We start from the raw sequence: 23,680 nt of genomic DNA, 5'->3' as shown, positions 1-23,680 counted from the left end.
CCCCGCCGGCGACGCCTACGGAACGACCACGATCTTGCGGCCCACGCCCGCCGCGAACTGTTCCAGGGCCTGCGGGTAGCGGGCCAGTTCGATGCGGTCGCTGATGAAGACGTCCGGGTCGAGGACGCCGTTCGCGAACAGCTCCGCCGCGCGCTCGTAGCTGTGCAGGACCGCCATCGAGCCGGTGATGGTGATCTCCTGGTTGTAGATGCGGTACGGGTCGATCTGGACGCGCGTCGCGTAGTCGGCGACGCCGAACTGGAGGAACGTCCCGGCCTTGGCGACCCGCTCCAGGCCGTCCTGGATCGCCGCCGCGTTGCCCGTGGCGTCGATGACCAGGTCCCAGCCCTGGGGCCGGTCCAGCTCGTCCGGGGTCGCCGCCGACGCCGAGACGCCGAGGCCGCGGGCCGTCTCCAGGCGGGCCGGGTTGACGTCCACCATGTCGACGCTGGCCGCGCCGGTGCGCTTGGCCAGCTCCAGCATCATCAGGCCCATCGTGCCGGAGCCGTAGATCAGGACGTGGGCGCCGAGGCGGGACTGGAGGACGTCGTAGCCGCGGACGGCGCAGGAGAGCGGCTCGATCAGGGCCGCGTCCTGGGTGCGGACGTGCTCGGGGAGCTTCACGCAGTTCGCGACCGGGGCGACCGCGTACTGCGCCGCGCCGCCCGCCGTCGTGACGCCGATGGCCGCCCAGCGTTCGCAGAGGTTGTTGTGGCCGGTGCGGCAGTAGCGGCACTCGTAGCAGTACAGGGAGGGGTCGACCGCGACCTGGTCTCCGACGGCCACCTCGGTGACCTGGGCGCCGACGCCGACCACCTCGCCGGCGAACTCGTGGCCCGGCACGATCGGCAGCTTGGGCGCGAACTCGCCCTGGAGGATGTGCAGGTCGGTTCCGCACAGCCCGCAGGCGGCGACCTCCACGACGACCTCGCGCGGGCCCGGGGTCGGGTCGGGGACCTCGGTGACGACGGCGCGGCCCACGGACTCGATGACGGCGGCCTTCATTTCACGGCTCCCAACGACAGGCCCTGGACCAGTTTGTCCTGGGCGGCGAACCCCGCGGCGAGCACCGGCAGGGAGATGACGAGCGACGCGGCGCACACCTTGGCCAGGAACAGGCCCTGGCTGGTGATGAAGCCGGTCAGGAAGACGGGGGCGGTCTCGGCGACCACGCCCGTCAGCACCCGGGCGAAGAGCAGTTCGTTCCAGCTGAAGATGAAGCAGATGAGCGACGTGGCGGCGATGCCCGGCAGGGCGATGGGCGCCACGACCCGGGCCAGGATCGTGGGGAGCTTCGCGCCGTCCACACGGGCCGCCTCGATGATGGCGACCGGGACCTCGGCCAGGAAGGACTGCATCATCCAGACGGCGATCGGCAGGTTCATCGACGTGTAGAGGATGACCAGCAGCCAGATGTTGTCCAGCATGTCGGTGTTCTTGGCGAACAGGTAGATCGGCAGCAGGCCCGCCACCACCGGCAGCATCTTGGTGGACAGGAAGAAGAACAGGACGTCCGTCCACTTCTTCACCGGGCGGATGGACAGGGCGTAGGCGGCGGGCAGGGCCAGGACCAGGACGAAGAGGGTCGAGGCGATCGAGGCCACCGCCGAGTTGGCGAGGGCGGGCCAGGGGCTGGCGCCGCCGCCCGCGCCGAAGAACTCGCGGTAGCCGTCCAGGGTCAGCGAGGCCGCGAAGGACGGCGGGTTGGTGGCGGCGTCCGACTCCGAGTGGAAGGAGGTCAGCGCCATCCAGGCGATGGGCAGGAAGAAGACGATGCCCACCAGCCAGGCCACCAGGCCGAGGCCGGCGCCGGCCCTGCGGCGGGCGGGGGCGGGCTTGGTGTCGGTGACGACGGGGCGTACGGCGGTGGCGGTCATGCGCGGCCGACCTCCTCGCGGAACAGGGACGACACCACGCGCAGCGCGAAGGTGGCGATGATGATCGAGCCGATGACGACCAGGACGCCCGCGGCCGAGGCGAGGCCGTTCTCGTGGGCCTGGTAGAAGCTCTGGTAGACGGTGTAGGGCAGGTTGGCGGTGCCCAGGCCGCCGGACGTGAGCGTGAAGACCGCGTCGAAGTTCTGGACGATGTAGATGGAGCCGAGCAGGGCGCCGAGCTCCAGGTAGCGGCGCAGGTGGGGGAGGGTGAGGTGGACGAAGATCTGCCAGTCGCCCGCGCCGTCCACCCGGGCGGCCTCGATCTGCTGCTGGTCGCGGCTCTGCAGGCCCGCCAGCAGGATGAGCATCATGAACGGGGTCCACTGCCACACCAGGGCGGCCTCGACCGCGAGCAGCGGGGTGTTGGAGATCCAGTCCGGCTGCGGACCCCCGACGTAGTGCAACAGGCCGTTGAGCAGGCCGTACTCGGGGTTGTAGAGGACGTGCTTCCACAGCAGGGCGGCCGCCACCGGGACCACGAGGAACGGGGCGATCAGGAGGGTGCGGACCACGCCGCGGCCCTTGAACCTCCGGTCGAGCAGCAGGGCGAGGGCCAGGCCGAGGACCAGGCTGGCCAGGACGACCGCGACGGTCAGCAGGATCGTCGTCCACACCGACTTGCGCAGGGCCGGGTCGCCGAGGACGTCGCCGTAGTTGGCGAAGCCGGCGAAGCTGCGGGCGTCGGGGTAGAGGGCGTTCCAGTCGAAGAAGGAGATCACCAGGGTCGCCACGAAGGGCAGTTGGGTGACCACGATCATGAAGATCAGGGCGGGCAGGAGCGGGGCGCGGGTGGCCCAGGCGCGCAGCCGGCCGGACGGCGGGCGGACTGCGGGACGGGGGCGGTCGGGGGCGGCCGAGGGGGCCGTGGTCGTGGCGGTCATCGTCCCTCGTACTCCTCGGAGATCTGCTCGGCGAGCTGCTGGGACTTCTTCAGGGCCGACTCGACGGACTGGCGTCCGGCGATGGCCGCGCTGATCTCCTGCGAGACCTTGGTACCGAGGTCGGTGAACTCGGGGATGCCGACGAACTGGATGCCGGGCGCGGGCCGCGGCTGCACGCCGGGATCCTTGGGCTTCGCGCCCTCGATGGCCTTCCTGGTCATCTCCTGGAAGGCGGCGGCCTCCTTCACGTAGGCCGGGTTCTCGTACGTCGAGGCGCGCTTGCCGGCCGGGACGTTGGACCAGCCGACCCGGTCGCCGACCAGCTGCTCGTACTCCTTGCCGGACGCCCAGGAGACGAACTTCCACGCCTTGTCGGAGTTGCGGGAGGCCTTCTGGATGCCCCAGGCCCAGGTGTAGAGCCAGCCGGAGGAGTCCGTCTTCTCCACCGGGGCGGGCGCGTAGCCGATCCTGCCCTTGACGGGGGAGTCGGCGGCGTCCAGGGAGCCGGCCGCGGAGGTGGCGTCGTACCACATGGCGACCTTGCCCTGGGTCATGTTGTTCAGGCACTCGGCGAAGCCGGACTGGGCGGCGCCGGACTCGCCGTGCTCGCGCACGAGGTCGACGTAGAACTTGGTGGCCTTCTCCCACTCGGGGGAGTCGAGCCGGGCCTGCCAGTCCTGGTCGAACCAGGTGCCGCCGAAGGTGTTCACGACCGTCGTCAGCGGTGCCATCAGCTCGCCCCAGCCGGGCAGTCCGCGCAGGCAGATGCCCTTCATGCCGGGCTCGGCCCCGTCGAGCTTCTCGGCGAAGCCGGCCACCTGGGACCAGGTGGGGTGCTCGGGCATGGTCAGGCCGGCCTTGGCGAACAGGTCCTTGCGGTACATCAGGAAGGACGACTCGCCGTAGAAGGGCTGCCCGTAGAGCTTGCCGTCGTCGCCGGTCAGGGACTCGCGCATGGGGCCGAGGACGTCGTCCTCGTCGTATCCCGGGTCCTCGGCGACGTAGGAGTCCATCTCGTGCAGCCAGTCGTTGCGGGCGTAGATCGGTATCTCGTAGTTGGAGAGGGTCGCCACGTCGTACTGGCCGGCCTGGTTGGCGAAGTCCTGGCTGATCTTGTCGCGGACGTCGTTCTCGGGCAGGACGGTGAAGTTCACCTTGATGCCGGTGTCCTTGGTGAAATGGGCCGCGGTGAGCTTCTGCAACTCGACCATCTGCGGGTTGTTCACCATGAGGACGTTGATGGCGTTGCCGCCGGAACCGGCGCCGCCCGCCCCGACCCAGCAGCCGGAGAGCAGCGGGGCGAGCAGCGTCCCTGCGGCGGCCATGGCGAGCGTGGCTCGCGGCCTCCGTCGGCTCTGGGTTCGCATGGATCGCTCCTGAACGTATGGGGAGGTATGGGGAGGTAGGGGGAGTCGAACGGGTGGTGACAGGTGTGGGTGTGCCGTGCGGGGGGGGGCGGGTGGGGACGTGGGCTCAGACGCGGATGACCTGCGGTCCGAGCAGGGAGTAGCGGTGGGCCTCGGCCGAGGGCAGCAGCGTGCTGGTGACGACGGCCTCCAGGGCGCCGACCTCGGCGAACCGGCAGAAGCTGGCCGCCCCGAACTTGGTGTGCGCGCCGACGAACACCGTGCGGCGGGCGGCCCGTACGGCCTGCGCCTTGACCTCGCTGACCGCCGGGTCGGGGGTGGTGAGACCGTGTTCGCGGGAGATGCCGTTGGCGCCGATGTAGGCCAGGTCGATGACGAAGCCGGCCAGCATCCTCGTCGTCCAGTGGTCGACGGTGGCCAGGGTGCCCGAACGGACCCGGCCGCCGAGCAGCAGGACGGAGGTGTCGCCCGCCTCGGCCAGCGCGCCGGCCACCGGCAGGGAGGCGGTGACCACGGTCAGCGGCCGGTCGCGGGGCAGGGCCTCGGCGATGAGCTGGGGGGTGAAGCCCTCGTCGATGAAGACCGTCTCCGCGTCGCCGAGCAGCTCGACGGCGGCGGACGCGATCCGGCGCTTCTCGGGCACGTGGCTGGTGGCGCGGACGGCGAGCGTGGTCTCGAACCCGGCGCTCTCCACCGGGTAGGCGCCGCCGTGGGTGCGGCGGACCAGGCCGTGGTCCTCCAGGGCGCGCAGGTCCCGTCGCACGGTCTCCTTGGCGACGCCCAGTTCGGCGGCGAGCGCGGTGACGTCCACCGAGCCGGTGGCGCGGGCGACCCGCACGATCTCGTGCCGGCGTTCCTCCGCCGTCCTCGTGCCCATGCCGAACACCTGCCTCACCGCCTCGTCGCCGTGTGGTTGCCCGTTCGGGCCCGTTCGGCCCTTGGGGGAAGTTCTACAGGCGTCATGCGGCACTGACCAGGCCTGTTGCGGACCCGATACTGCCCGGGTGTGCCCGTTTGCGCTGCCGGGCGCCCGTCTCGGACCTGGGGCGCAGCGCGGAGCGGGGTGAGAACGGGCAGTGCGGCTGCCCGCATGCGGAGGCGGACGGGCCCGTTCGGTGCCCGTCCGCCTCTCGTGGGGTCGTCTTCCGGTCAGTACGGCCAGATCGGGGGGTCGGTCACGAAGGGGCCGCCCAGGCACGCGTGCGCGGGGTTGTCCGGGTCGAGGTCGCCCTGCTCGGCGAGGAGCTTGTCGGCGTACGGCTCGGAGTCGTCCTGCGGTTCGTAGCCGAGCGCCCGCGCGGAGGTCAGGTCCCACCACAGGCGGGTGTTGGCGGAGGAGCCGTGGACGACGGTGTGGCCCACGTTCTCGGCGGTCAGGGCCGCGTGGAAGAGGCGGGCGCCGTCGGCGGGGCTCATCCACACCGAGAGCATGCGCACGCTGGTCGGTTCCGGGAAGCAGGAGCCGATGCGCACGGAGACGGTCTCGATGCCGTGCTTGTCCCAGTAGAGCTGGGCCAGGTCCTCGCCGAAGCACTTGGACAGGCCGTAGAAGGTGTCCGGGCGGCGCCGGGTGTCCACGGGGATGAGGGGGTCGTCGCCCCGGGGGCGGGGGGTGTAGCCGACGGCGTGGTTGGAGGAGGCGAAGACGATGCGGCCGACGCCCTCCTCGCGGGCGGCCTCGTACAGGTGGTACGTGCCCTCGATGTTGGCCGCGAGGATCTTCTCGAAGGAGGCTTCCAGGGAGATGCCCGCGAGGTGGATGATCGCGTCGACACCCCGGACCGCCTCGCGCAGCGCGTCCCGGTCGGCGAGGTCGGCGACGATCGCGTCCGGCTCGCCCTCGACCGGGCGCAGGTCGAGCAGGCGCAGCTCGTAGCCGTGGTGGGGGAGCAGTTCCCGCATCAGGGTGCCGAGACCGCCGGCGGCGCCGGTGAGCAGGACGGTGCGGGGAGCGGGCATCCTCGGGACTCCTAGGTCGGTCTGCTGAGGCGCGGGCGGGCACAGGTGCCGGTGCGTGTCCGTGTGTGCCCGGCGTTCATATGCGTGGACACGCTAAAGAACCGGTGGTCACGCGTCAAGAGGTCGCCTGCTTGACGGTCTTCGCCGAGCGGCTTAGCGTGGTCGCGTTCAGAAATGTAGACACAGGTCATGAGTATGACGACGATCGTGACTCGACCACGTACCTGGAATGGGGAGCGCCCGTGACCTCAGCCCCTCTCGCCGCCCGGCTCACCGCGCCCAGCGGCCCGCTGTTCTTCCCCGTCACGGCGTACGCCCCCGACGGCGGACTCGGCCTCGACGTCTTCCGCACCCACGTGCGGCGCGGGATCGAGGCCGGTGCCGCCGCCGTGTTCGCCTGCTGCGGCACCGGCGAGTTCCACGCCCTGACGCCCGAGGAGTTCGCGGCCACGGTCCGCGCCGCCGTCGAGGAGAGCGCGGGCCGGGTTCCCGTCCTCGCGGGCGCGGGCTACGGCACCGCCCTCGCGGTGCGCTACGCCCGCCTCGCCGAGGAGTCGGGGGCCGACGGGCTGCTCGCCATGCCGCCCTACCTGGTGCACGCCGGGCAGGAGGGGCTGGTGCGGCACTACCGCGAGGTGGCCGCCGCGACCCCGCTGCCCGTGATCGTCTACCAGCGCGACAACGCCGTGTTCACCCCGGAGAGCGTGGTCGAACTGGCCCGCACGGACGGCGTCGTCGGCCTCAAGGACGGGCTCGGCGACCTCGACCTGATGCAGCGGACCGTCAGCGCGGTGCGCACGGAGCTGCCCGGCGAGGAGTTCCTGTACTTCAACGGGCTCCCGACCGCCGAACAGACCCAGCTCGCCTACCGCGCGCTGGGCGTCCCCCTCTACTCCTCCGCCGTGTTCTGCTTCGCCCCCGAGATCGCCGTGGCCTTCCACCGGGCCCTGCGCGAGGGCGACGACACCACCGTGCACCGTCTGCTGGACGGCTTCTACCGGCCGTTCGTCGAACTGCGCGCCCAGGGCCGCGGATACGCCGTCGCCCTGGTCAAGGCGGGCGTACGGCTGCGCGGTCTGGACGTCGGCGAGGTGCGCACCCCGCTGCGGGAACCGGCCGAGGAGCACGTGAAGCAGCTCGCGCGGATCATCGAGCGCGGCCAGGAACTGCTCGCGGAAGGGGCCGGCCGGTGAAGGCGTCGGCGTTCGTCTACCCCTGGGACGTCAACGGCGACCCGGAAGCCCCCGCGCGCATCGCGGACCTCGGCGTGGCACAGGCGACCCTCGCCGCCGCCTACCATTCCACCCGCGCCCTCACCCCGCGCCACCCGCGCCACCGCGTCGTCACCGCGGAGTACGCCGCCGTCCTCTACCCGCCGGACCCCGCCCGCTGGGAGGGCCGCACGCCGCGCCCCCACGAGTCCGGCGACTGGGCGCCCGGCGACGCGTACGGCGAGGCCGCCGCTGCCCTCGCGGACGCGGGCCTGGAGGTGCACACCTGGGTCGTCCTCGCCCACAACTCCCGCCTGGGCGCCGAGCACCCGGACACCTCCGTCGTCAACGCCTACGGCGACCGCTACCCCTGGGCGCCCTGCATCGCGCAGCCCGCCACGCGCGCGTACCTCACCGGCCTGGCCGCCGAGGCGGCGGTACGGCCCGGGGCCCGCGGCACGGAGCTGGAGTCCCTCGGCTGGTACGGCCTCGCCCACCTGCACGCCCACGACAAGACCGGCGGGGTGCCCCTCGGGGACGCCGGGCAGTACCTGATGTCGCTGTGCTTCTGCCCGGACTGCCGCACCGGGTACGCCGGTCAGGGCCTCGACGCCGACGGACTCGCCGCCGCCGTACGCACCGCGCTGGAGCCGGTGTGGCGGGGCGCGGCGCCCTCGGACGGGGGCTGGGCGGGCGTCGAGAAGCTCCTCGGCGGGGCGACGGCGAACGCCACCCGCGCGTGGCGGGAGGACCGGGCCCGCACGCTCCAGGAGGCGGCGGTCGCAGCGGTCCGCGCCGCCGCCCCCGACGGCTTCCAGGTCCTGCTGCACGCCGACCCGGTCTCCCACCACTGCGGCGCCAACGCCGGAGTCGACCCGGCGCACGTCCTCTCCGTCGCGGACGGCGTCGTCGTCCCCTGCACGGGCGGCGCGTCCCCGCTGACGCCCTTCGCCGAGCAGGGCCGGGCCGGGACCGTCCTCGCCGCCAACCTCACGGTGGTCTCCGGCATGGGCGGCAGCCCCGCCACCCTTGCCGCCGACGCGGCCCGGGCCCGGGACCTGGGGGCCACGGAACTGCGGCTGTACCACGCGGGGCTGGCCTCGGACCGCGATCTGGAGGAGGTGCGGACGGGGCTCGGGGCCCTCGCGTAAGGTGCGGGCATGGCCACGGAACTCGCCCAGGTCCGCCTGCTCGTGACGGACTTCCCCGGCTGCTACCGCTACTACCGGGACGTCCTGGGACTGAAGCCGCAGGTCGAGGCGGAGGACGGTCCCTACGCCAAGTTCACTCCCGACGGCGGCACGGCGGGCATCGCGCTGCAGGACCGCGCACAGATGGCCCAGGTCCTGGGCGGTCTCGCCGACGTACCCGCCGGCCACCGGTCCCTCGTCGTCCTGCGGGTCGACGACGTGGACCGCTACTGCGAGCAGATCACCGCGCGGGGGGCCGCACTCGTCCACGGTCCGGCCCCCATGACGGACCGCATGCGCGTCGCCCACCTCCAGGACCCCGAGGGAAACCTCGTCGAACTCCAGGAGTGGCTGGCCCTACGCGGGTGACGGCGTGGGCCGTCCGCCCGGCCGCCGCGCCAGCGCCAGCGCCGTCACCAGCAGGACCGCGCCCACGGCCGGGAGCAGCAGCCGCAGCCCGGTCAGCTCCACCAGGGCCGCCCCCACGGCCAGACCGAGTACGTTCGGGGCGAAGACCAGGGAGTTGGCCGTCGCCGAGACCCGGCCCAGCAGCGGCCCCGGCGTCTCGCGCTGCACGGCCGTCAGGGCGGCGATCAGGACCGCCGGCAGGCCCACGCCGGCCGCCGCTCCGGACGCCCAGGCGACCGCCTCGGACGGGACCGCGCGCACCGCCACCGCCACCGCGAACAGGGCGATCCCCGCCGCCCCGAACCGCCGCGCGCCCAGGCGGCGCAGGGCGGGCCCGGACAGGATCCCGACCGCCACCGAACCGGCCCCCTGGACGGCGTACAGCACACCGGCGTAGGCGGGGGAGCGGTCCAGGGCGTCCACGACGGCGTACAGCGTGGCGCCGCCGACGCCCGCGCACAGCATCGTCACCCCGCCCGCGAGGACCAGCGGGCGCAGCCCCGGGTGCCCCCACAGGTACCGGGCGCCCTCGGCCGTCTGCCGCCGCCAGTTCACCGCGGGCCGCCGCGGCGGCGCCTCCCGCACCCGCAGGGCCGCGTACAGGCCCGCGGCCAGCACGAACGTCACCGCGTCCAGCGCCGCCACGCTCGCGCCGCCGTACGCCGCGCAGAGTCCCGCACCGGCGAGGGGCGCCACGAGCTTCATGCCCTCGTTGGCGGTCATCCGCAGCCCGTTGAAGTCGCCGAGCAGGCCCGGGTCGACGGCGGCGGCCACGAGCGCCGACTCGGCCGCGTCCTGGACCACGCCCGCGACGCCGTACGCGAACAGCACCGCGAACAGCAGCCACAGGGTGCCCGGCGAGTCGACCGCGAAGAGGGTGAGCAGGAGACCGGCCGGCACCAGGTTCGCGGCGATCAGCAGGGGCTTGCGACGGACCCGGTCCGCGACCGTGCCGAGCGCGGGTCCGGCCGGCGTCGGCGCCCAGAGCGCGAGCAGGCACAGGGCCGCCAGTCCGTCCGAGCCGGTGAGGTCCTTCACCCACACGCCCGCCGCCAGACCCAGCGCCGAGCTGCCGAAACCGGAGACCAGTACCCCGGTGAGATACAGGCCGGCGTTGCGGTCGCGCAGGACGCGGGCCAGGGGCCAGGGGGCGCGCCGCGCCGCACCGGTGTCCGGCGTTCTTGTCGTCATGCCTGGTCATCGTGGGACTAAGGCACACCGGCCCGCATCGGGCAGATGCCCTACGCGCGGGCTCGCACGCCGATGAGTTTCGCGGCCGTGACCGGTCTGCCTCCCGACAGGACAGCCATGGCCACATGCCCCGAGGAGCGACCGATGACCCACGAGACCACCACCCTCGACCTGGGGCCGCAGACCCAGGTCCTCGTCCGCCTCGCCGACGGCGTGCGCGACGAGCGGCTCGCGGACCCGACGCCGTGCCCCGGCCTCGCGGTGCGCAACCTGCTCGGCCACCTGACCGGTCTTGCCGTCGCCTTCCGCGACGCCGCGCGCAAGGACCTGGGACCCACCACGGACACCAGCCCGGAGGAGTCCGTGCCGGACATCGGCCCGGGCTGGCGCGGGGAACTCGCCGCCGCCCTCGGGGAACTCGCCCAGGCGTGGCGCGAGCCCGGCGCCTGGACCGGCGCGACCCGGGCCGGCGGCGTCGACCTGCCCGGCGCGGTCGCGGGCGCCGTCGTCGCCGACGAACTGGTCGTCCACGGCTGGGATCTGGCCCGCGCGACCGGCCAGGAGTACACGCCCGACCCGGCCGCCCTGCAGGCGGCGTACGGGCTGCTCGCCGGGGCCGCCGAGGAGTCCGGCGGGGAGCGCGGCATGTTCGGGCCGGTCGTCGCCGTGCCCGCCGACGCACCGCTGCTGGAGCGTGCGGTGGGGCTGAGCGGGCGCGACCCGGGCTGGAGCCGCCCCGCGTAGCCGAGTCCGGCACCGGCCCGGACTTCCTTTGTCAGAAGCATTGACGTCGCCGCGCGCCCCTCTTACCTTCAACGCGTCGTACTCCGTACGTCATATATGAGACGCGATACGCGAGATCTGATGTCAGAGATCTGTCCGCGCATCCGACGCGAGATTCCGAGAGGCGCGCATGACCTCTGTGCCCACGCCGATCCCCTCCCGCACGCAGTACGTGCTGGAGGAGATCAAACGCCGCATCCTCACCGGCCGGCTGACGCCCGGCCAGGCCCTGGTCGAGACCGACCTCGCCGCACAGTTCGGGGTGTCCAAGACCCCGGTGCGCGAGGCGCTCAAGACACTGGCCGGCACCGGGCTGGTCGTGATGAGCCAGTACAAGGGCGTCACCGTGCGCATGGTGGACGCGGACATGGCGCGCGAGGTCTACGACGTCCGGCTGCTCCTCGAGCCCGAGGCGCTCAAGCGCGCCGTGCGCCGCGGTGCCTCCCTGGACGCCGCACGGGACGCGCTGACCCGCGCCGACCAGGCGACGGACACCGCCGAACGGTCACTGGCCAACCGCGAGTTCCACCGCGCGCTGTACGTGCCGTGCGGCAACCCGCTGCTCGGCCGGATGCTCGACGAGGTCCGCGACCAGGCGGCCCTCGTCTCCGCGGTCGCCTGGGCCTCGGACCCCTCCTGGGAACGGGAGGCCGGCGAGCACCAGGAGATCCTGCGCCTCGCCCTCGCCGGTGACGCGGACGGCGCGGCCCGCGCCCTCCACGCACACATCGCGTCGTTCGTCGAGCGGGCCTTCCCCGAAGCGGGGACCGCGGCCCAGGAAGAGGACGGTCAGGCATGACAGCGACGTTCGAGACCCAGCGGGCGGCCCTGGCCGACGTGGTGGCGATCCCGGTGACCCCGTTCGCCGAGGACGGCACCGTCGACCCCGCCACCTACCGGGCCCTGCTGCGTCGTCTCCTCGACGGTGGCATCACCACCCTCACGCCCAACGGCAACACCGGCGAGTTCTACGCCCTCGACCCGGCCGAGCGCCGCCTCGTCACCGAGCTGACCTTCGAGGAGGCCGGCGAGGGCGCCGCGATCCTGGTCGGCGTCGGCCACGACGTGCCGACCGCCGTCGCCTCCGCCCGGCACGCCCGGGACCTCGGCGCCTCGATGGTGATGGTGCACCAGCCGGTCCACCCCTACGTCTCCCAGGGCGGCTGGGTCGACTACCACCGCGCCATCGCCGAGGCTGTGCCCGAGCTGGGCGTCGTGCCCTACATCCGCAACGCCCAGCTCACCGGCGCCCGCCTCGCCGAGCTGGCCGACGCCTGCCCCAACGTGGTCGGCGTGAAGTACGCCGTGCCGGACGCCGCCAAGTTCGCCGCGTTCGCCCGCGACGCCGGCCTCGACCGCTTCGTGTGGGTCGCCGGGCTCGCCGAGCCCTACGCCCCCTCGTACTTCAGCGCGGGCGCCACCGGCTTCACCTCGGGCCTGGTGAACGTCGCCCCGGCCGTCTCGCTGAACATGATCGAAGCGCTCCGCTCCGGCGACTACCCGGCCGCCATGAAGGTCTGGGAGCAGATCCGCCGCTTCGAGGAACTGCGCGCCGCCAACGGCTCCGCCAACAACGTCACGGTGGTCAAGGAGGCCCTCGCCTCCCTCGGCCTGTGCCGCCGGGAGGTCCGCCCGCCGAGCAAGCCGCTGCCCGAGAGCGAGCGGGCCGAGGTCGCCGCCATCGCCGCGGGGTGGTCCATATGACGGCCCCGGCCGGCCGCAAGGCGCCCGAACAGCTCCGCAGTCACCAGTGGTACGGCACCGACGGCCTGCGCTCCTTCAGCCACCGCGCCCGCACCCGCCAGCTCGGCTACCTGCCCGAGGAGCACCTCGGCAAGCCCGTCATCGCCATCCTCAACACCTGGTCCGACATCAACCCCTGCCACGTCCACCTGCGCGACCGCGCCCAGGCGGTTAAGCGGGGCGTCTGGCAGGCGGGCGGCTTCCCGCTGGAGTTCCCGGTCTCCACGCTCAGCGAGACCTTCCAGAAGCCGACCCCGATGCTCTACCGCAACCTCCTCGCCATGGAGACCGAGGAACTGCTGCGCTCCTACCCGGTCGACGGCGCCGTCCTGATGGGCGGCTGCGACAAGTCCACGCCCGCCCTGCTCATGGGCGCCGCCAGCGTCGACCTGCCCGCCGTCTTCGTGCCCGCCGGGCCCATGCTCCCCGGACACTGGCGCGGCCAGACCCTCGGCTCCGGCACCGACATGTGGAAGTACTGGGACGACAAGCGGGCCGGCCTCATCGGCGACTGCGAGATGCAGGAACTGGAGAGCGGCCTGGCGCGCTCCCCGGGCCACTGCATGACGATGGGCACCGCCTCCACGCTGACCGCCGCCGCCGAGGCCCTCGGCGTCACGGTCCCCGGCGCCTCCAGCATCCCGGCCGTCGACTCCGGGCACGACCGGATGGCCGCCGCCGCCGGACTGCGCATCGTCGAACTGGTCCACCGGGACCGGAAGCTGAGCGACATCCTCACCGCCGACGCCTTCGAGGACGCCGTCACCACCGTCCTCGGCCTCGGCGGCTCCACCAACGCCGTGATCCACCTGATCGCCATGGCGGGCCGTGCCGGGGTCACCCTCACCCTGGACGACTTCGACCGCATCGCCCGCACCGTCCCCGTCCTGGCCAACGTCCGCCCCGGCGGACAGACCTACCTGATGGAGGACTTCCACTTCGCCGGCGGACTGCCCGGCTTCCTCTCCCGCATCACCGACCTGCTCCACCTGGACCGGCCGACCGTCTCCCACGACACCCTGCGGGAGCAGCTCGACGGTGCCCTCGTCCACCACGACGACGTCATCAGGCCCCGCGACAACCCGGTCGCGAGCGAGGGCGGAGTCGCCGTACTGCGCGGCAACCTCTGCCCGGACGGCGCGGTCATCAAGCACATCGCCGCCGAGCCGCACCTGCTCAAGCACACCGGTCCCGCCGTCGTCTTCGACGACTACAAGACCATGCAGCGCACCATCAACGACCCGGAGCTGGGCATCACCGCCGACAGCGTGCTGGTGCTGCGCAACGCCGGACCCAAGGGCGGCCCGGGCATGCCGGAGTACGGCATGCTGCCCATCCCCGACCACCTGCTCAAGCAGGGCGTGCGGGACATGGTCCGGATCTCCGACGCCCGGATGAGCGGCACCAGTTACGGCGCGTGCGTGCTGCACGTGGCCCCCGAGTCGTACGTCGGCGGACCGCTCGCCCTGGTGCGCACCGGCGACTCCATCACCCTCGACGTCGAGGCGCGCTCCCTCCGGCTCGACGTGGACGACGAGGAGCTGGAGCGCCGCCGGGCCGCCTGGACACCGCCGCCCGCCCGCTACGAACGGGGCTACGGCGCGCTCTACAACGAACAGATCACCCAGGCCGACACCGGCTGCGACTTCGAGTTCCTGGCCCGACCGGGCTCCGTGCAGGACCCCTACGCAGGCTGAGCCCGCCGCCGGCGGGACCCGGCAGCCCCCTGCCCGTCGAGAAAGCGCTTCCCACCAGCTCCCGCACGCCTCGCACGCCCCGCACGACGTAGACGTACAAGATCGGAGAACTGTCATGGCCCAAGCCGCAGCCGTGGCGAAACCGCCCGCGCCACCCCGGCGGCGCCGTGCCTCGGCCACGCCGCGCAGGCTCCCGTACCTGCTGATCGGACCGGCCGCCCTGCTGATGCTGGGCTTCATCGCCTACCCGGTCATCAGCGTCTTCTACTACAGCCTGCAGAACTACAACCCCACCAAGCCGTGGCGGAACGGCTTCGCGGGCTTCGACAACTTCGTCAAGATCTTCACGGACGACGCGATCTTCTGGGACACGCTGGTCTTCAGCGCCAAGTGGGTCTTCGTCGAGGTCGGACTGCAACTGCTGCTCGGCCTGGCGCTGGCGCTCATCGTCAACCAGACCTTCGTGGGCCGGGGCGTCGGGCGGGCCCTGGTCTTCTCCCCCTGGGCGGTCTCCGGCGTCCTCACCTCCGCGATCTGGGTGCTGCTCTACAACTCCCAGACCGGAATCACCCGTTACCTCGCCGACATGGGCATCGGCTCGTACGGCACCAGTTGGCTCTCCGACACCTCGACCGTGTTCTCCGCGGCGGTGGTCGCCGACCTCTGGCGGGGCGTGCCCTTCTTCGCGATCCTCATCCTCGCCGACCTCCAGTCCGTCTCGAAGGACCTGTACGAGGCCGCCGAGGTCGACGGGGCCAGCCGGATCAAGCAGTTCTGGCACATCACGCTGCCGCACCTGAAGGACGCCATCATCCTGTCCACGCTGCTGCGCGCGGTGTGGGAGTTCAACAACGTCGACCTGCTCTACACCCTGACCGGCGGCGGACCCGCCGGCGAGACCACGACGTTGCCCCTGTACATCGCCAACACCAGCGTCGACGCCCACGACTTCGGCTACGCGTCGGCCCTCACCACGGTCGCGTTCGTGATCCTGCTCTTCTGCTCGATCGTCTACCTGCGGCTGAGCAAGTTCGGAGGCGAGAACAAGTGATCACCAAAGAGGCCCCCGCGGCCGCCCCCGCCCCCGCCCCGGCCGCCCCCGCGCCCCCGCGGCCCGGCAAGAAGCGCCCGGCCTGGGACGAGGTCCCCCGCTGGCAGATCTACCTGCCGCTCGGGATCTACCTGGTCTTCACCCTGATCCCGTTCTACTGGATCCTGCTCTTCGCGGTGCGCCCGGCCGGCTCGACCTCGCTCGTGCCCTGGCCGATGACCACCGACCACTTCGAGAAGGTGTGGACGGACCGCGGCTTCGGCACCTACTTCCAGAACAGCGTGTACGTCGGGCTGGCGACCCTGGTGATGACCACGCTCGTCGCCCTGGCCGGCGGCTACGCCCTCGCCCGGTTCGACTTCAAGATCAAGCGGGGCTTCATGCTCGCCCTGCTCTGCTCCCAGTTCGTGCCCGGCGCGCTGCTGCTGGTGCCGCTGTTCGAGATCTTCGCCGGGCTCCAGATGATCAACTCGCTGGGCAGCGTCATCATCGCCGAGACGGTCTTCCAGCTTCCGCTGTCGATCATCCTGATCAGCAACTTCATCAAGAACGTGCCGTACTCCCTGGAGGAGGCCGCCTGGGTCGACGGCTGCGGACGCTTCAGGGCCTTCCGGATCGTCGTCCTGCCGCTGCTGCGGCCGGGTCTGATCGCGGTGGGTTCCTTCGCCTTCGTGCACTCCTGGAACCACTTCCTGTTCGCCCTGATGTTCCTCAACAACCAGCACAAGCAGACCATCCCGGTCGGCCTCAACTCCCTGATGAGCGCGGACAGCGTCGACCTCGGCGCGCTCGCCGCCGGCGGCATCGTCGCCGCCGTCCCCGTCGTGATCGTCTTCGCCTTCATCCAGAAGTGGCTGATCACCGGCTTCAGCGCCGGGGCGGTGAAGGGATGAGCGCGCCGCTGCCCGTCGTCCTCGCCGGCGCCCGCGGCCACGGCCGCTGGCACGTCGCCAACATCCGCCGCCTGGAGCGGGCCGGCCTGGTCCGGCTGGCCGGCATCTGCGAACTGGCCCCGCTGACCGAGGAGGAGGCCGGGGGAGAACTCCCCGAGCAGTCCGCCGACCTCGGCGCCCTGCTCGACTCCACCGGCGCCCGGATCGCCGTGATCTGCACGCCGATCCCCACCCACACCGACCTCGCCCTGACCGCCGCCCGGCGGGGTGTGCACCTGCTCCTGGAGAAGCCCCCCGCGCCGTCGTACGCCGAGTTCCGCCGCATGGCCGACGGGGTCGCGGAGGCCGGGGTCGCCTGCCAGACCGGGTTCCAGTCGCTGGGCTCGCACGCCCTGCCCGCCATCCGGGAACTGGTCGCCGGGGGCGCCATCGGCGAGGTCGTGGGCATCGGGGCGGCCGGCGCCTGGGTGCGCGACGAGGCCTACTTCCGCCGGGCCCCCTGGTCCGGCAAGCGGCGGCTGAACGGCGCCGACGTCGTCGACGGCGCCCTCACCAACCCGCTGGCGCACGCCGTCGCCACCGCCCTCGCGCTCGGCGGCACCGCCCGCGCCGAGGACGTCACCGGTATCGAGACCGAGCTGAGCCACGCCAACGACATCGAGGCCGACGACACCTCCTGCGTGCGGATCGGCACCGCCCGCGGGCACCGCGTCACCGTCGCCGCGACCCTGTGCGCCGAGCGGGCCGACGAGCCGTACGTCCTGGTGCACGGCTCCAGCGGCCGCGTCACCTTCTGGTACAAGCAGGACCGCGTCCTGCTCCAGCGTGGCGGCCACGGCCCCGAGGAGTTCCACCACGGCCGCACCGACCTGCTGGAGAACCTGGTCGACCACCTCACCACCGGTGCCCCGCTGCTGGTGCCGCCGGACGAGACGGGCGCCTTCATGCGGGTCGTCGAGGCGATCCGCCGGGCCCCCGACCCCGAGCCGCTGCCCGCCGCCGCCTGGCACCGCGTCCCCGGCGAGGGCCGCCGCGTGGTCCCCGGCATCGACGCGCTCGTGGCCGCCGCCGCCGACACCCTCTCCCTCTACTCCGAACTGGGTGCGCCCTGGGCCCCGCGCACCGAGCACCCGCGTGGCGAGGTGAGCACCCGATGACCGGCAACGACACCCCGGTGCTGCGCGTGGCGGGCCGCCCCGTCGCCCGGTACACGACCCGGCCCGAGCTGCCCCGGCGACTCTCCCCGCGCCCCTACCTGCACCCCGTCACCACCCTGGCCGGCACCACGGTGACCGAGTTCGGTCCCGCCGACCACCTCCATCACCTCGGCGTCGGTGTCGCCGTTCCCGACGTCGAGGGCCACAACTTCTGGGGCGGGCGCACCTACGTCCGCGACCAGGGGCCGACCGAGCTGGACAACCACGGCACCCAGCGGCACACCGCCTTCCAGCTGCGCGACCCCGACGGCTTCGTCGAGGAGCTGCGCTGGGTCGCCGCGGGCACCGAGCTGCTGCGCGAGCGCCGCACCGTCGCGGCCACCGAACTCACCGCCGCGGCCTGGGCGCTGGACTTCACCTTCTCCCTCACCAACACCACCCCGGACCCGCTGACGATCGGCAGCCCCGCCACCAACGGGCGCCCCGGCGCGGCCTACGGCGGCTTCTTCTGGCGCGCCCGCAAGCAGAGCACGGCGCCCAGGGTCTTCACCGCCGACCGGGAGGGCGAACGCGAGGTGCACGGCGGCACGGCGGACTGGCTGGCCCTGACCTCGGACTCCTGGTCGCTGGTGTTCGCCGGCGCCACGGAAGCCACCCGGCGCGACCCGTGGTTCGTGCGCACCGAGGAATACCCGGGGGTCGGTTCCTCGCTGGCCCACGACGAGCGGGTGGCCGTCGCCCCGGGCGAGACCCTGGTCCGCCGGATCGTCACCGTCGTCGCCGACGGACGCCTCGACACCGACGGCGCCGCCGCCCTCGTCCGCAAGGCGGTGAGCCCGTGAGCCCGGAGACCGCGCCCGCCCCCGAGACCGCGGGGACCTACACCAACCCCGTCCTGAACGCCGACTGGTCCGACCCGGACGTCGTCCGCGTCGGCGACGACTTCTACCTGACCGCCTCCAGCTTCGGCCGCGTCCCCGGCCTGCCCCTGCTGCACTCCCGCAACCTGGTCGACTGGACCCTGGCCGGGCACGCCCTGGACCGCCTGGAGCCCGAGCACGTGTTCGCCGCGCCCCGGCACGACCGCGGCGTCTGGGCCCCGTCCCTGCGCCACCACGCAGGCCGCTTCTGGATCTTCTGGGGCGACCCGGACCAGGGCGTCTTCCAGGTCAACGCCCCCGACATCCGGGGCCCGTGGACCGCTCCCCACCTGGTCAAGGCCGGCAAGGGCCTGATCGACCCCTGCCCCCTGTGGGACGAGGAGACCGGCGAGGCGTACCTCGTGCACGCCTGGGCCCGCTCCCGTTCCGGCGTCAAGAACCGCCTCACCGGCCACCGCATGCGCCCCGACGGCACCGGACTCCTCGACGACGGCCAGGTGATCGTCGACGCCGACCGGCTGCCCGGCTGGTTCACCCTGGAGGGCCCCAAGCTCTACCGGCACGACGGCTGGTACTGGATCCTCGCCCCCGCCGGCTCCGTGGAGACCGGCTGGCAGGGCGCCTTCCGCTCCCGCGACTTCTTCGGTCCGTACGAGGAGAAGGTCGTCCTGGAGCAGAAGGACACCGGCGTCAACGGCCCCCACCAGGGCGGCTGGGTGCGCACGGCGTCCGGCGAGGACTGGTTCCTGCACTTCCAGCAGCGCGGCGCGTACGGCAGGGTGGTCCACCTCCAGCCGATGCGGTGGGACGCGGACCACTGGCCGGTCCTCGGCGACGACGGCGCCCCGGTGGCCGAGCACCCGCGTCCCGCCCTGCCCCCGCAGCCGCCCGCCGCGCCCGCGACCGACGACGACTTCCCCGGCGGACGGTTCGGCCGCCAGTGGTCGTGGACGGCCAACCCCCGCGCCGGGTGGGCCACCGAGCACGCCGGGGACGGGCTGCGGCTGGCCTGCGTCCGCTCGGCCGACGCGCACGACCTGCGCCTGCTGCCGAGCGTCCTCACCCAGCGCTTCCCCGGGGAGCCCTCGGTGATCGAGGTCGACCTGCGCCTGGACAGCGAGGAACCCGGGGCGCGGGCCGGGCTCGCGGTGCTCGGCGACGCCTACCGCTGGATCGGGCTCCAGCGGGACTCCGACGGAGGGGTGCACCTGGTGCACCGGTTCGCCGAGTCCGTGGCCGAGGCCGAGCGGGACGCCGACCGGCCCCGCCCGGCTCCCGGAGGACGGGCCCGGCTGCGGATCGAGACGGTGCCCGGGGCACGCTGCCGCTTCTCCTACGACCTCGGCGACGACGACCCGGGCGGCGGTCCGCACCCCGTCGGACGGGAGTTCGCCGCCACCCCCTGGCGCTGGGTCGGCGCCCTGCTCGGCCTGTTCGCCCTCGCACCCGCCGGCCAGGGACACGCCGGCACCGCTTCCTTCACGCGGTTCCGCGTCGCGCCCCACCGGCCCCACTGAACCCCCACGTTGTCGTTCCACCGCTTTGTTGGATCCAGAAGAAGAGAGCCGACCAATGAGGATCAGCATGCACAGCAGCAGAGACCGAGGCACAGCCAGGCGCCGGACGTCCGCCGCCGTCGCCCTGGGGGCCGTGCTCGCGCTGACCGCCACCGCCTGCGGTGACGACGGCAGCGGGGCGGGCGGCGACAAGGGCGCCGAGGGCAGCGGCAAGGGGAAGATCGTCTTCTGGGACAACAACGGCGGCATCCGCACGGCCGTCTGGAAGGAGATCATCGCCGACTTCGAGAAGGCGAACCCGGACATCGACGTGGAGTACGTCGGGATCGCCGCCACCGAGTACCAGTCCAAGGTCGACACCGCCATCCAGGGCGGCGGCCTGCCGGACGTCGGCGGCGTGACGGCGTCGATGCTCGCGGGCTTCTCCGCCCAGGGCGCCCTGGAACCGCTGGACGACCGGCTCGACAAGTCCGCCCTGAACGGCAAGCTCAACAAGGACATGGTCGAGTCCCTGAAGGCCGCGGGCGGCGGCGACGGCACCCTGTACTCGGTGCCGACCTCCGCCAACAACGGCGTCCTCTACTACCGCACCGACCTGTTCGAGAAGGCCGGTCTGGACGAGCCGACGACGTGGGACAAGTTCTACGCCGCCGCCGAGAAGCTGACCGACGCGGGCAAGAACGAGTTCGGCTACACCATCCGCGGCGGCTCCGGATCCATCGCCCAGGCGTTCGACGCGATGTACGGGCAGTCCGGCATCACCTCGTTCTGGGACGCCGACAAGAAGAAGACCACGGTCAACGACCCGAAGAACGTCGCGGCGCTGGAGAAGTACGCCGCCCTCTACAAGAAGGTCACGCCGGCCGCCGACGTCAACAACGACTTCGCCAAGATGGTCGCCCAGTGGGACACCGGCACCATCGGCATGGTCAACCACAACCTGGGCTCCTACCAGGACCACGTGAAGGCGCTCGGCGTCGACAAGTTCCGCGGCATCCCGCAGCCGGTCGGCGCCGGCGGCAAGCGGGTGCAGGTCTCCAACCCGGTCGACGGGCTCGGTGTGTTCAAGAGCTCCAAGAACAAGGAGGCCGCCTGGAAGTTCATCGAGTTCGCCACCTCGAAGGAGCAGAACTCCGAGTTCAACGAGTCGGCCGGGCAGGTGCCGTCCAACACCGAGGCCGCGAACGACGCGTGGATCCAGAAGGCCGAGCCGACGAAGCTGGCGGCGCAGGCGCTGAACGACGGGTCCACGACCATCGTCCAGCTGCCGTACTACCTGCCGGACTGGAACACGGTGTCCAAGTCCGAGAGCGAGCCGGCGTTCCAGAAGGTGCTGCTCGGGGACATGAGCCCGAAGGACTTCCTGGACGGGCTGGCCAAGAAGCTGAACGAGGCGCAGGCCGAGTGGTCGGAACAGATGGGTTAGCCGGCCCGTGCCGCTCCGCCGTGGGTGGTCCGTGGTTCGTCGGGGGCCGCGGGCCGTCCGTGGCCGTTCGCGCCCACGTGGCTCAGCCGCACATCGATCCGGCCCCCGGCCCCGGGAGTACTGCCCCGCCCCTAGTGAAAGGCAGACCGGCATGTCACTCAGCCGGAGACAGGTCACCGCAGCCGCCGTCTCCTCCCTTCCCCTGGCGTTCGCCGCCGCCCAGACCGCCCGAGCCGGCGGACGCCGCCACCCTCGCAGCCTCTACATCGCCGGGGACTCCACCGCCGCGCAGAAGTACTCCGACGCCGCGCCCGAGACCGGGTGGGGCATGGCGTTGCCCTTCTTCCTCCACGAGGACCTCCGGGTCGCCAACCACGCGGTGAACGGGCGGAGTTCGAAGAGCTTCGTCGACGAGGGGCGGCTCGACGCCCTCCTCGCCGAGATCCGGCCCGGTGACTTCCTGCTGATCCAGTTCGCGCACAACGACGAGAAGGCCGAGGACCCCGCCCGCCACACCGAGCCCTGGACGACGTACCAGGACCACCTGCGCCGGTACGTCGACGGGGCGCGGGCCCGCGGGGCGCGGCCGGTGCTGGCCACGCCCGTCGAGCGGCGCCGGTTCGACGCGGCGGGCGACGCCGTGCCGAGCCACGGGGAGTACCCGGCGGCGATGCGGGCGCTCGCGCGGCAGGAGGGCGTGGCGCTGCTCGACGTACAGGCGCTGTCGCTCGCGCTGTGGCAGCGGCTCGGTACCGAGGGGACCAAGGCGTACTTCAACTGGACCGCCACCGAGCAGGACAACACCCACTTCAATCCGCCGGGCGCGATCGCGGTCGCCCGGACCGTCGCCCGGGAGTTGCTGCGCGGGCGCGTACTGGCGCACCGGGACGTGCGCCGGCTGGACGAGGAGATCCCCGAGTCCTGGATCGACTGGCCGGAACCGGCCACCGCGTAACAGCTCGAACCTCACCCGAGAACCAGGGAGAACCGCACCATGAGCATGTACGGATGGCATGGGCATGCCACCAGCAGGGCCGCCGCGCTCGTCGGCTGCACCGCCCTCGTCCTGAGCCTGACCGCCGCCACGGCCGAGGCCCGCCCCGGGCACCACCAGCCCCGCGACACCGCCCGTCAGACGCTGCCCGCGCACGACGGCTGGGCCGCGCAGGGGACCGGCACCACCGGCGGGGCCGACGCCGCCGCCCAGCGGGTGTTCACCGTCTCCACCTGGGACGAGTTCCGGGCCGCCCTCGCCGTGGAGGGCACCGCGCCGCGGATCATCAAGGTCAAGGGCACCGTCGACGCCGTGTCGGAGGGCTGCGCGGCCTTCGCCGCGCCCGGCTACGACTTCGACGCCTACCTGGAGAAGTACTCGCCCGAGAACTGGGGCATGGACACCGACCTCAGCGCCGAGCCCGACGACAGCCCCGAGGGCCTGCGCCGCGCCTCCGCCGCCCGGCAGGACCGCTCCATCAAGGCGAACGTCCCCTCCAACACCACCATCATCGGCCTCGGCCGGGACGCCGCGCTCAAGGGAGCCAGCCTCCAGATCAAGGGCGTGGACAACGTCATCGTCCGCAACCTGACCTTCGAGAGCCCCGTCGACTGCTTCCCGCAGTGGGACCCGACCGACGGGGACCGGGGCAACTGGAACTCGGAGTACGACAGCGCCGTGGTGTACGGGTCGACGCACGTGTGGCTCGACCACAACACCTTCACCGACGGCGAGCACCCCGACAGCGCGGCGCCCACCTACTTCGGCATGCTCTACCAGCAGCACGACGGCCAGTTGGACATCGTCAAGGGCGCCGACCACGTCACCGCGTCCTGGAACGTCTTCGCCGAGCACGACAAGACGATCCTGATCGGCAACAGCGACAGCGAGTCCACCGCCGCCGTCGACCGCGGCCACCTGAGGGTCACCTTCCACCACAACCTGTTCAAGAACCTCGTCGAGCGCACGCCCCGTGTCCGCTTCGGCCAGGTCGACGTGTACAACAACCACTTCGTGGGCTCCGACGACTACGGCTACAGCTTCGGCGTCGGCAAGGAGTCGGCGATCGTCGCCGAGCACAACGCCTTCACCCTGCCGGCCGGCGTCGGCCCCGCGAAGGTGCTCAAGCGCTGGAACGACTCGCCGCTCAGCGCCGCCCACAACCGGGTCAACGGCCGCAGCGTCGACCTGATCGCCGCGCACAACGCCGCGAACCCGGACGCCCCCCTGCGCTCCGGTGCGGGCTGGACGCCCACGCTGCGCACCAAGGTGCTGCCGGCGCAGGCGGTCCCCGGCGTCGTCGACCACGGCGCGGGCGCCGGCCGCCTGCGCTGACGGGCCCGGCACCCGTCCCGCGAACCGGGCCGGGGCGCCCGCACCGCCCCGGCCCACCC

General features: G+C 72.5%; 22 protein-coding genes. 15 read left to right on the top strand and 7 right to left on the bottom strand.

Translation table 11 applies throughout. The features are described 5' to 3' along the window. Positions 1–15 precede the first annotated feature (15 nt). The 6 genes from Sdi02f_RS30435 to Sdi02f_RS30410 all read right to left on the bottom strand — a co-directional run bounded on the left by Sdi02f_RS30435 (position 16) and on the right by Sdi02f_RS30410 (position 6,144). Positions 16–1,005, bottom strand: a complete 990-nt coding sequence (locus Sdi02f_RS30435; protein WP_030403791.1) for a zinc-dependent alcohol dehydrogenase family protein — start codon at positions 1,003–1,005, stop codon at positions 16–18. Further along, positions 1,002–1,877 (bottom strand): carbohydrate ABC transporter permease, encoded by an 876-nt coding sequence (locus tag Sdi02f_RS30430; protein ID WP_030403792.1) that lies wholly within the window; start codon positions 1,875–1,877, stop codon positions 1,002–1,004. The genes Sdi02f_RS30435 and Sdi02f_RS30430 overlap by 4 nt, the downstream gene beginning before the upstream one ends. Beyond that, positions 1,874–2,818 (bottom strand): carbohydrate ABC transporter permease, encoded by a 945-nt coding sequence (locus tag Sdi02f_RS30425; RefSeq protein ID WP_030403793.1) that lies wholly within the window; start codon positions 2,816–2,818, stop codon positions 1,874–1,876. Before Sdi02f_RS30425 ends, Sdi02f_RS30430 begins: the two co-directional genes overlap by 4 nt. Continuing rightward, positions 2,815–4,185, bottom strand: a complete 1,371-nt coding sequence (locus tag Sdi02f_RS30420; RefSeq protein ID WP_030403794.1) for an ABC transporter substrate-binding protein — start codon at positions 4,183–4,185, stop codon at positions 2,815–2,817. Before Sdi02f_RS30420 ends, Sdi02f_RS30425 begins: the two co-directional genes overlap by 4 nt. A 106-nt stretch (positions 4,186–4,291) precedes the next feature. Then, positions 4,292–5,062 carry a DeoR/GlpR family DNA-binding transcription regulator gene (locus Sdi02f_RS30415; RefSeq protein ID WP_030403795.1) on the bottom strand — a complete coding sequence of 257 codons (771 nt, stop codon included), beginning with the start codon at positions 5,060–5,062 and terminating at the stop codon, positions 4,292–4,294. A 272-nt stretch (positions 5,063–5,334) separates the two neighbouring features. Then, a complete protein-coding gene (locus tag Sdi02f_RS30410) occupies positions 5,335–6,144 on the bottom strand; it encodes an NAD-dependent epimerase/dehydratase family protein (protein WP_108934379.1) in 810 nt (269 codons plus the stop codon). A gap of 242 nt (positions 6,145–6,386) precedes the next feature. On the opposite strand from Sdi02f_RS30410, the gene Sdi02f_RS30405 reads away from it, so the two are divergent. The 3 genes from Sdi02f_RS30405 to Sdi02f_RS30395 are packed head-to-tail and all read left to right on the top strand — an operon-like array spanning position 6,387 to position 8,914. Further along, positions 6,387–7,337 carry a 5-dehydro-4-deoxyglucarate dehydratase gene (locus Sdi02f_RS30405; protein WP_053638624.1) on the top strand — a complete coding sequence of 317 codons (951 nt, stop codon included), beginning with the start codon at positions 6,387–6,389 and terminating at the stop codon, positions 7,335–7,337. Continuing rightward, positions 7,334–8,506 carry a hypothetical protein gene (locus Sdi02f_RS30400; RefSeq protein ID WP_031086721.1) on the top strand — a complete coding sequence of 391 codons (1,173 nt, stop codon included), beginning with the start codon at positions 7,334–7,336 and terminating at the stop codon, positions 8,504–8,506. Before Sdi02f_RS30405 ends, Sdi02f_RS30400 begins: the two co-directional genes overlap by 4 nt. 9 nt (positions 8,507–8,515) lie before the next feature. Continuing rightward, a complete protein-coding gene (locus Sdi02f_RS30395; RefSeq protein ID WP_053638626.1) occupies positions 8,516–8,914 on the top strand; it encodes a VOC family protein in 399 nt (132 codons plus the stop codon). Here the strand turns inward: Sdi02f_RS30395 and Sdi02f_RS30390 are convergent. Next, positions 8,903–10,144: an MFS transporter gene (locus Sdi02f_RS30390; RefSeq protein WP_055469510.1), complete on the bottom strand. Its 1,242-nt coding sequence runs from the start codon at positions 10,142–10,144 to the stop codon at positions 8,903–8,905. The two genes, Sdi02f_RS30395 and Sdi02f_RS30390, sit on opposite strands and share 12 nt — an antisense overlap. Before the next feature lie 144 nt (positions 10,145–10,288). On the opposite strand from Sdi02f_RS30390, the gene Sdi02f_RS30385 reads away from it, so the two are divergent. The 12 genes from Sdi02f_RS30385 to Sdi02f_RS30330 all read left to right on the top strand — a co-directional run bounded on the left by Sdi02f_RS30385 (position 10,289) and on the right by Sdi02f_RS30330 (position 23,621). After that, the gene (locus Sdi02f_RS30385; RefSeq protein ID WP_030403801.1) at positions 10,289–10,888 is read left to right on the top strand and encodes a TIGR03086 family metal-binding protein; all 600 of its coding nucleotides are present in this window, start codon (positions 10,289–10,291) and stop codon (positions 10,886–10,888) included. A 169-nt stretch (positions 10,889–11,057) separates the two neighbouring features. Continuing rightward, positions 11,058–11,726, top strand: coding sequence for a GntR family transcriptional regulator (locus tag Sdi02f_RS30380; protein ID WP_030403802.1), 669 nt, complete (start codon positions 11,058–11,060; stop codon positions 11,724–11,726). Continuing rightward, the gene (locus Sdi02f_RS30375; RefSeq protein WP_031086717.1) at positions 11,723–12,631 is read left to right on the top strand and encodes a dihydrodipicolinate synthase family protein; all 909 of its coding nucleotides are present in this window, start codon (positions 11,723–11,725) and stop codon (positions 12,629–12,631) included. The genes Sdi02f_RS30380 and Sdi02f_RS30375 overlap by 4 nt, the downstream gene beginning before the upstream one ends. Continuing rightward, the gene (araD, locus tag Sdi02f_RS30370) at positions 12,628–14,367 is read left to right on the top strand and encodes an L-arabinonate dehydratase (RefSeq protein WP_108934378.1); all 1,740 of its coding nucleotides are present in this window, start codon (positions 12,628–12,630) and stop codon (positions 14,365–14,367) included. The genes Sdi02f_RS30375 and araD overlap by 4 nt, the downstream gene beginning before the upstream one ends. 115 nt (positions 14,368–14,482) lie before the next feature. After that, complete coding sequence (locus Sdi02f_RS30365) at positions 14,483–15,418, top strand: carbohydrate ABC transporter permease (protein ID WP_030403805.1); 936 nt, start codon at positions 14,483–14,485, stop codon at positions 15,416–15,418. Beyond that, complete coding sequence (locus Sdi02f_RS30360; RefSeq protein ID WP_030403806.1) at positions 15,415–16,311, top strand: carbohydrate ABC transporter permease; 897 nt, start codon at positions 15,415–15,417, stop codon at positions 16,309–16,311. Before Sdi02f_RS30365 ends, Sdi02f_RS30360 begins: the two co-directional genes overlap by 4 nt. Beyond that, the gene (locus Sdi02f_RS30355) at positions 16,308–17,468 is read left to right on the top strand and encodes a Gfo/Idh/MocA family protein (protein WP_030403807.1); all 1,161 of its coding nucleotides are present in this window, start codon (positions 16,308–16,310) and stop codon (positions 17,466–17,468) included. Before Sdi02f_RS30360 ends, Sdi02f_RS30355 begins: the two co-directional genes overlap by 4 nt. Next, positions 17,465–18,310 (top strand): DUF6807 domain-containing protein, encoded by an 846-nt coding sequence (locus tag Sdi02f_RS30350; protein WP_108934377.1) that lies wholly within the window; start codon positions 17,465–17,467, stop codon positions 18,308–18,310. Before Sdi02f_RS30355 ends, Sdi02f_RS30350 begins: the two co-directional genes overlap by 4 nt. Further along, entirely contained in the window at positions 18,307–19,866 is a 1,560-nt protein-coding gene (locus Sdi02f_RS30345) for a glycoside hydrolase family 43 protein (protein WP_108934376.1), read from the top strand. Before Sdi02f_RS30350 ends, Sdi02f_RS30345 begins: the two co-directional genes overlap by 4 nt. A gap of 67 nt (positions 19,867–19,933) precedes the next feature. Then, the gene (locus Sdi02f_RS30340) at positions 19,934–21,292 is read left to right on the top strand and encodes an ABC transporter substrate-binding protein (protein WP_108934375.1); all 1,359 of its coding nucleotides are present in this window, start codon (positions 19,934–19,936) and stop codon (positions 21,290–21,292) included. Between the two features lie 151 nt (positions 21,293–21,443). Next, positions 21,444–22,247, top strand: coding sequence for a rhamnogalacturonan acetylesterase (locus Sdi02f_RS30335; protein WP_108934374.1), 804 nt, complete (start codon positions 21,444–21,446; stop codon positions 22,245–22,247). Between the two features lie 39 nt (positions 22,248–22,286). After that, complete coding sequence (locus tag Sdi02f_RS30330; protein ID WP_108934373.1) at positions 22,287–23,621, top strand: pectate lyase family protein; 1,335 nt, start codon at positions 22,287–22,289, stop codon at positions 23,619–23,621. The last annotated feature ends 59 nt before the right edge of the window (positions 23,622–23,680 follow it).

The organism is Streptomyces ardesiacus (assembly GCF_003112575.1).
Classification (GTDB): Bacteria; Actinomycetota; Actinomycetes; order Streptomycetales; family Streptomycetaceae; genus Streptomyces; species Streptomyces ardesiacus.
The sequence above is the reverse complement of the archived record's forward strand: the minus strand, read 5'-3'. Positions and strand labels throughout refer to the sequence as shown.

Excerpts from the sequence above, each read along its gene's own strand:
- Sdi02f_RS30350 (WP_108934377.1), top strand. The coding sequence starts at position 17,465 with ATGACCGGCAACGACACCCCGGTGCTGCGCGTGGCGGGCCGCCCCGTC.
- Sdi02f_RS30415 (WP_030403795.1), bottom strand. The coding sequence starts at position 5,062 with ATGGGCACGAGGACGGCGGAGGAACGCCGGCACGAGATCGTGCGGGTC.
- Sdi02f_RS30380 (WP_030403802.1), top strand. The coding sequence starts at position 11,058 with ATGACCTCTGTGCCCACGCCGATCCCCTCCCGCACGCAGTACGTGCTG.
- Sdi02f_RS30420 (WP_030403794.1), bottom strand. The coding sequence starts at position 4,185 with ATGCGAACCCAGAGCCGACGGAGGCCGCGAGCCACGCTCGCCATGGCC.
- Sdi02f_RS30340 (WP_108934375.1), top strand. The coding sequence starts at position 19,934 with ATGCACAGCAGCAGAGACCGAGGCACAGCCAGGCGCCGGACGTCCGCC.
- Sdi02f_RS30365 (WP_030403805.1), top strand. The coding sequence starts at position 14,483 with ATGGCCCAAGCCGCAGCCGTGGCGAAACCGCCCGCGCCACCCCGGCGG.
- Sdi02f_RS30385 (WP_030403801.1), top strand. The coding sequence starts at position 10,289 with ATGACCCACGAGACCACCACCCTCGACCTGGGGCCGCAGACCCAGGTC.
- Sdi02f_RS30430 (WP_030403792.1), bottom strand. The coding sequence starts at position 1,877 with ATGACCGCCACCGCCGTACGCCCCGTCGTCACCGACACCAAGCCCGCC.
- araD (WP_108934378.1), top strand. The coding sequence starts at position 12,628 with ATGACGGCCCCGGCCGGCCGCAAGGCGCCCGAACAGCTCCGCAGTCAC.
- Sdi02f_RS30335 (WP_108934374.1), top strand. The coding sequence starts at position 21,444 with ATGTCACTCAGCCGGAGACAGGTCACCGCAGCCGCCGTCTCCTCCCTT.
- Sdi02f_RS30375 (WP_031086717.1), top strand. The coding sequence starts at position 11,723 with ATGACAGCGACGTTCGAGACCCAGCGGGCGGCCCTGGCCGACGTGGTG.
- Sdi02f_RS30410 (WP_108934379.1), bottom strand. The coding sequence starts at position 6,144 with ATGCCCGCTCCCCGCACCGTCCTGCTCACCGGCGCCGCCGGCGGTCTC.
- Sdi02f_RS30395 (WP_053638626.1), top strand. The coding sequence starts at position 8,516 with ATGGCCACGGAACTCGCCCAGGTCCGCCTGCTCGTGACGGACTTCCCC.
- Sdi02f_RS30390 (WP_055469510.1), bottom strand. The coding sequence starts at position 10,144 with ATGACGACAAGAACGCCGGACACCGGTGCGGCGCGGCGCGCCCCCTGG.
- Sdi02f_RS30355 (WP_030403807.1), top strand. The coding sequence starts at position 16,308 with ATGAGCGCGCCGCTGCCCGTCGTCCTCGCCGGCGCCCGCGGCCACGGC.
- Sdi02f_RS30435 (WP_030403791.1), bottom strand. The coding sequence starts at position 1,005 with ATGAAGGCCGCCGTCATCGAGTCCGTGGGCCGCGCCGTCGTCACCGAG.
- Sdi02f_RS30330 (WP_108934373.1), top strand. The coding sequence starts at position 22,287 with ATGAGCATGTACGGATGGCATGGGCATGCCACCAGCAGGGCCGCCGCG.
- Sdi02f_RS30425 (WP_030403793.1), bottom strand. The coding sequence starts at position 2,818 with ATGACCGCCACGACCACGGCCCCCTCGGCCGCCCCCGACCGCCCCCGT.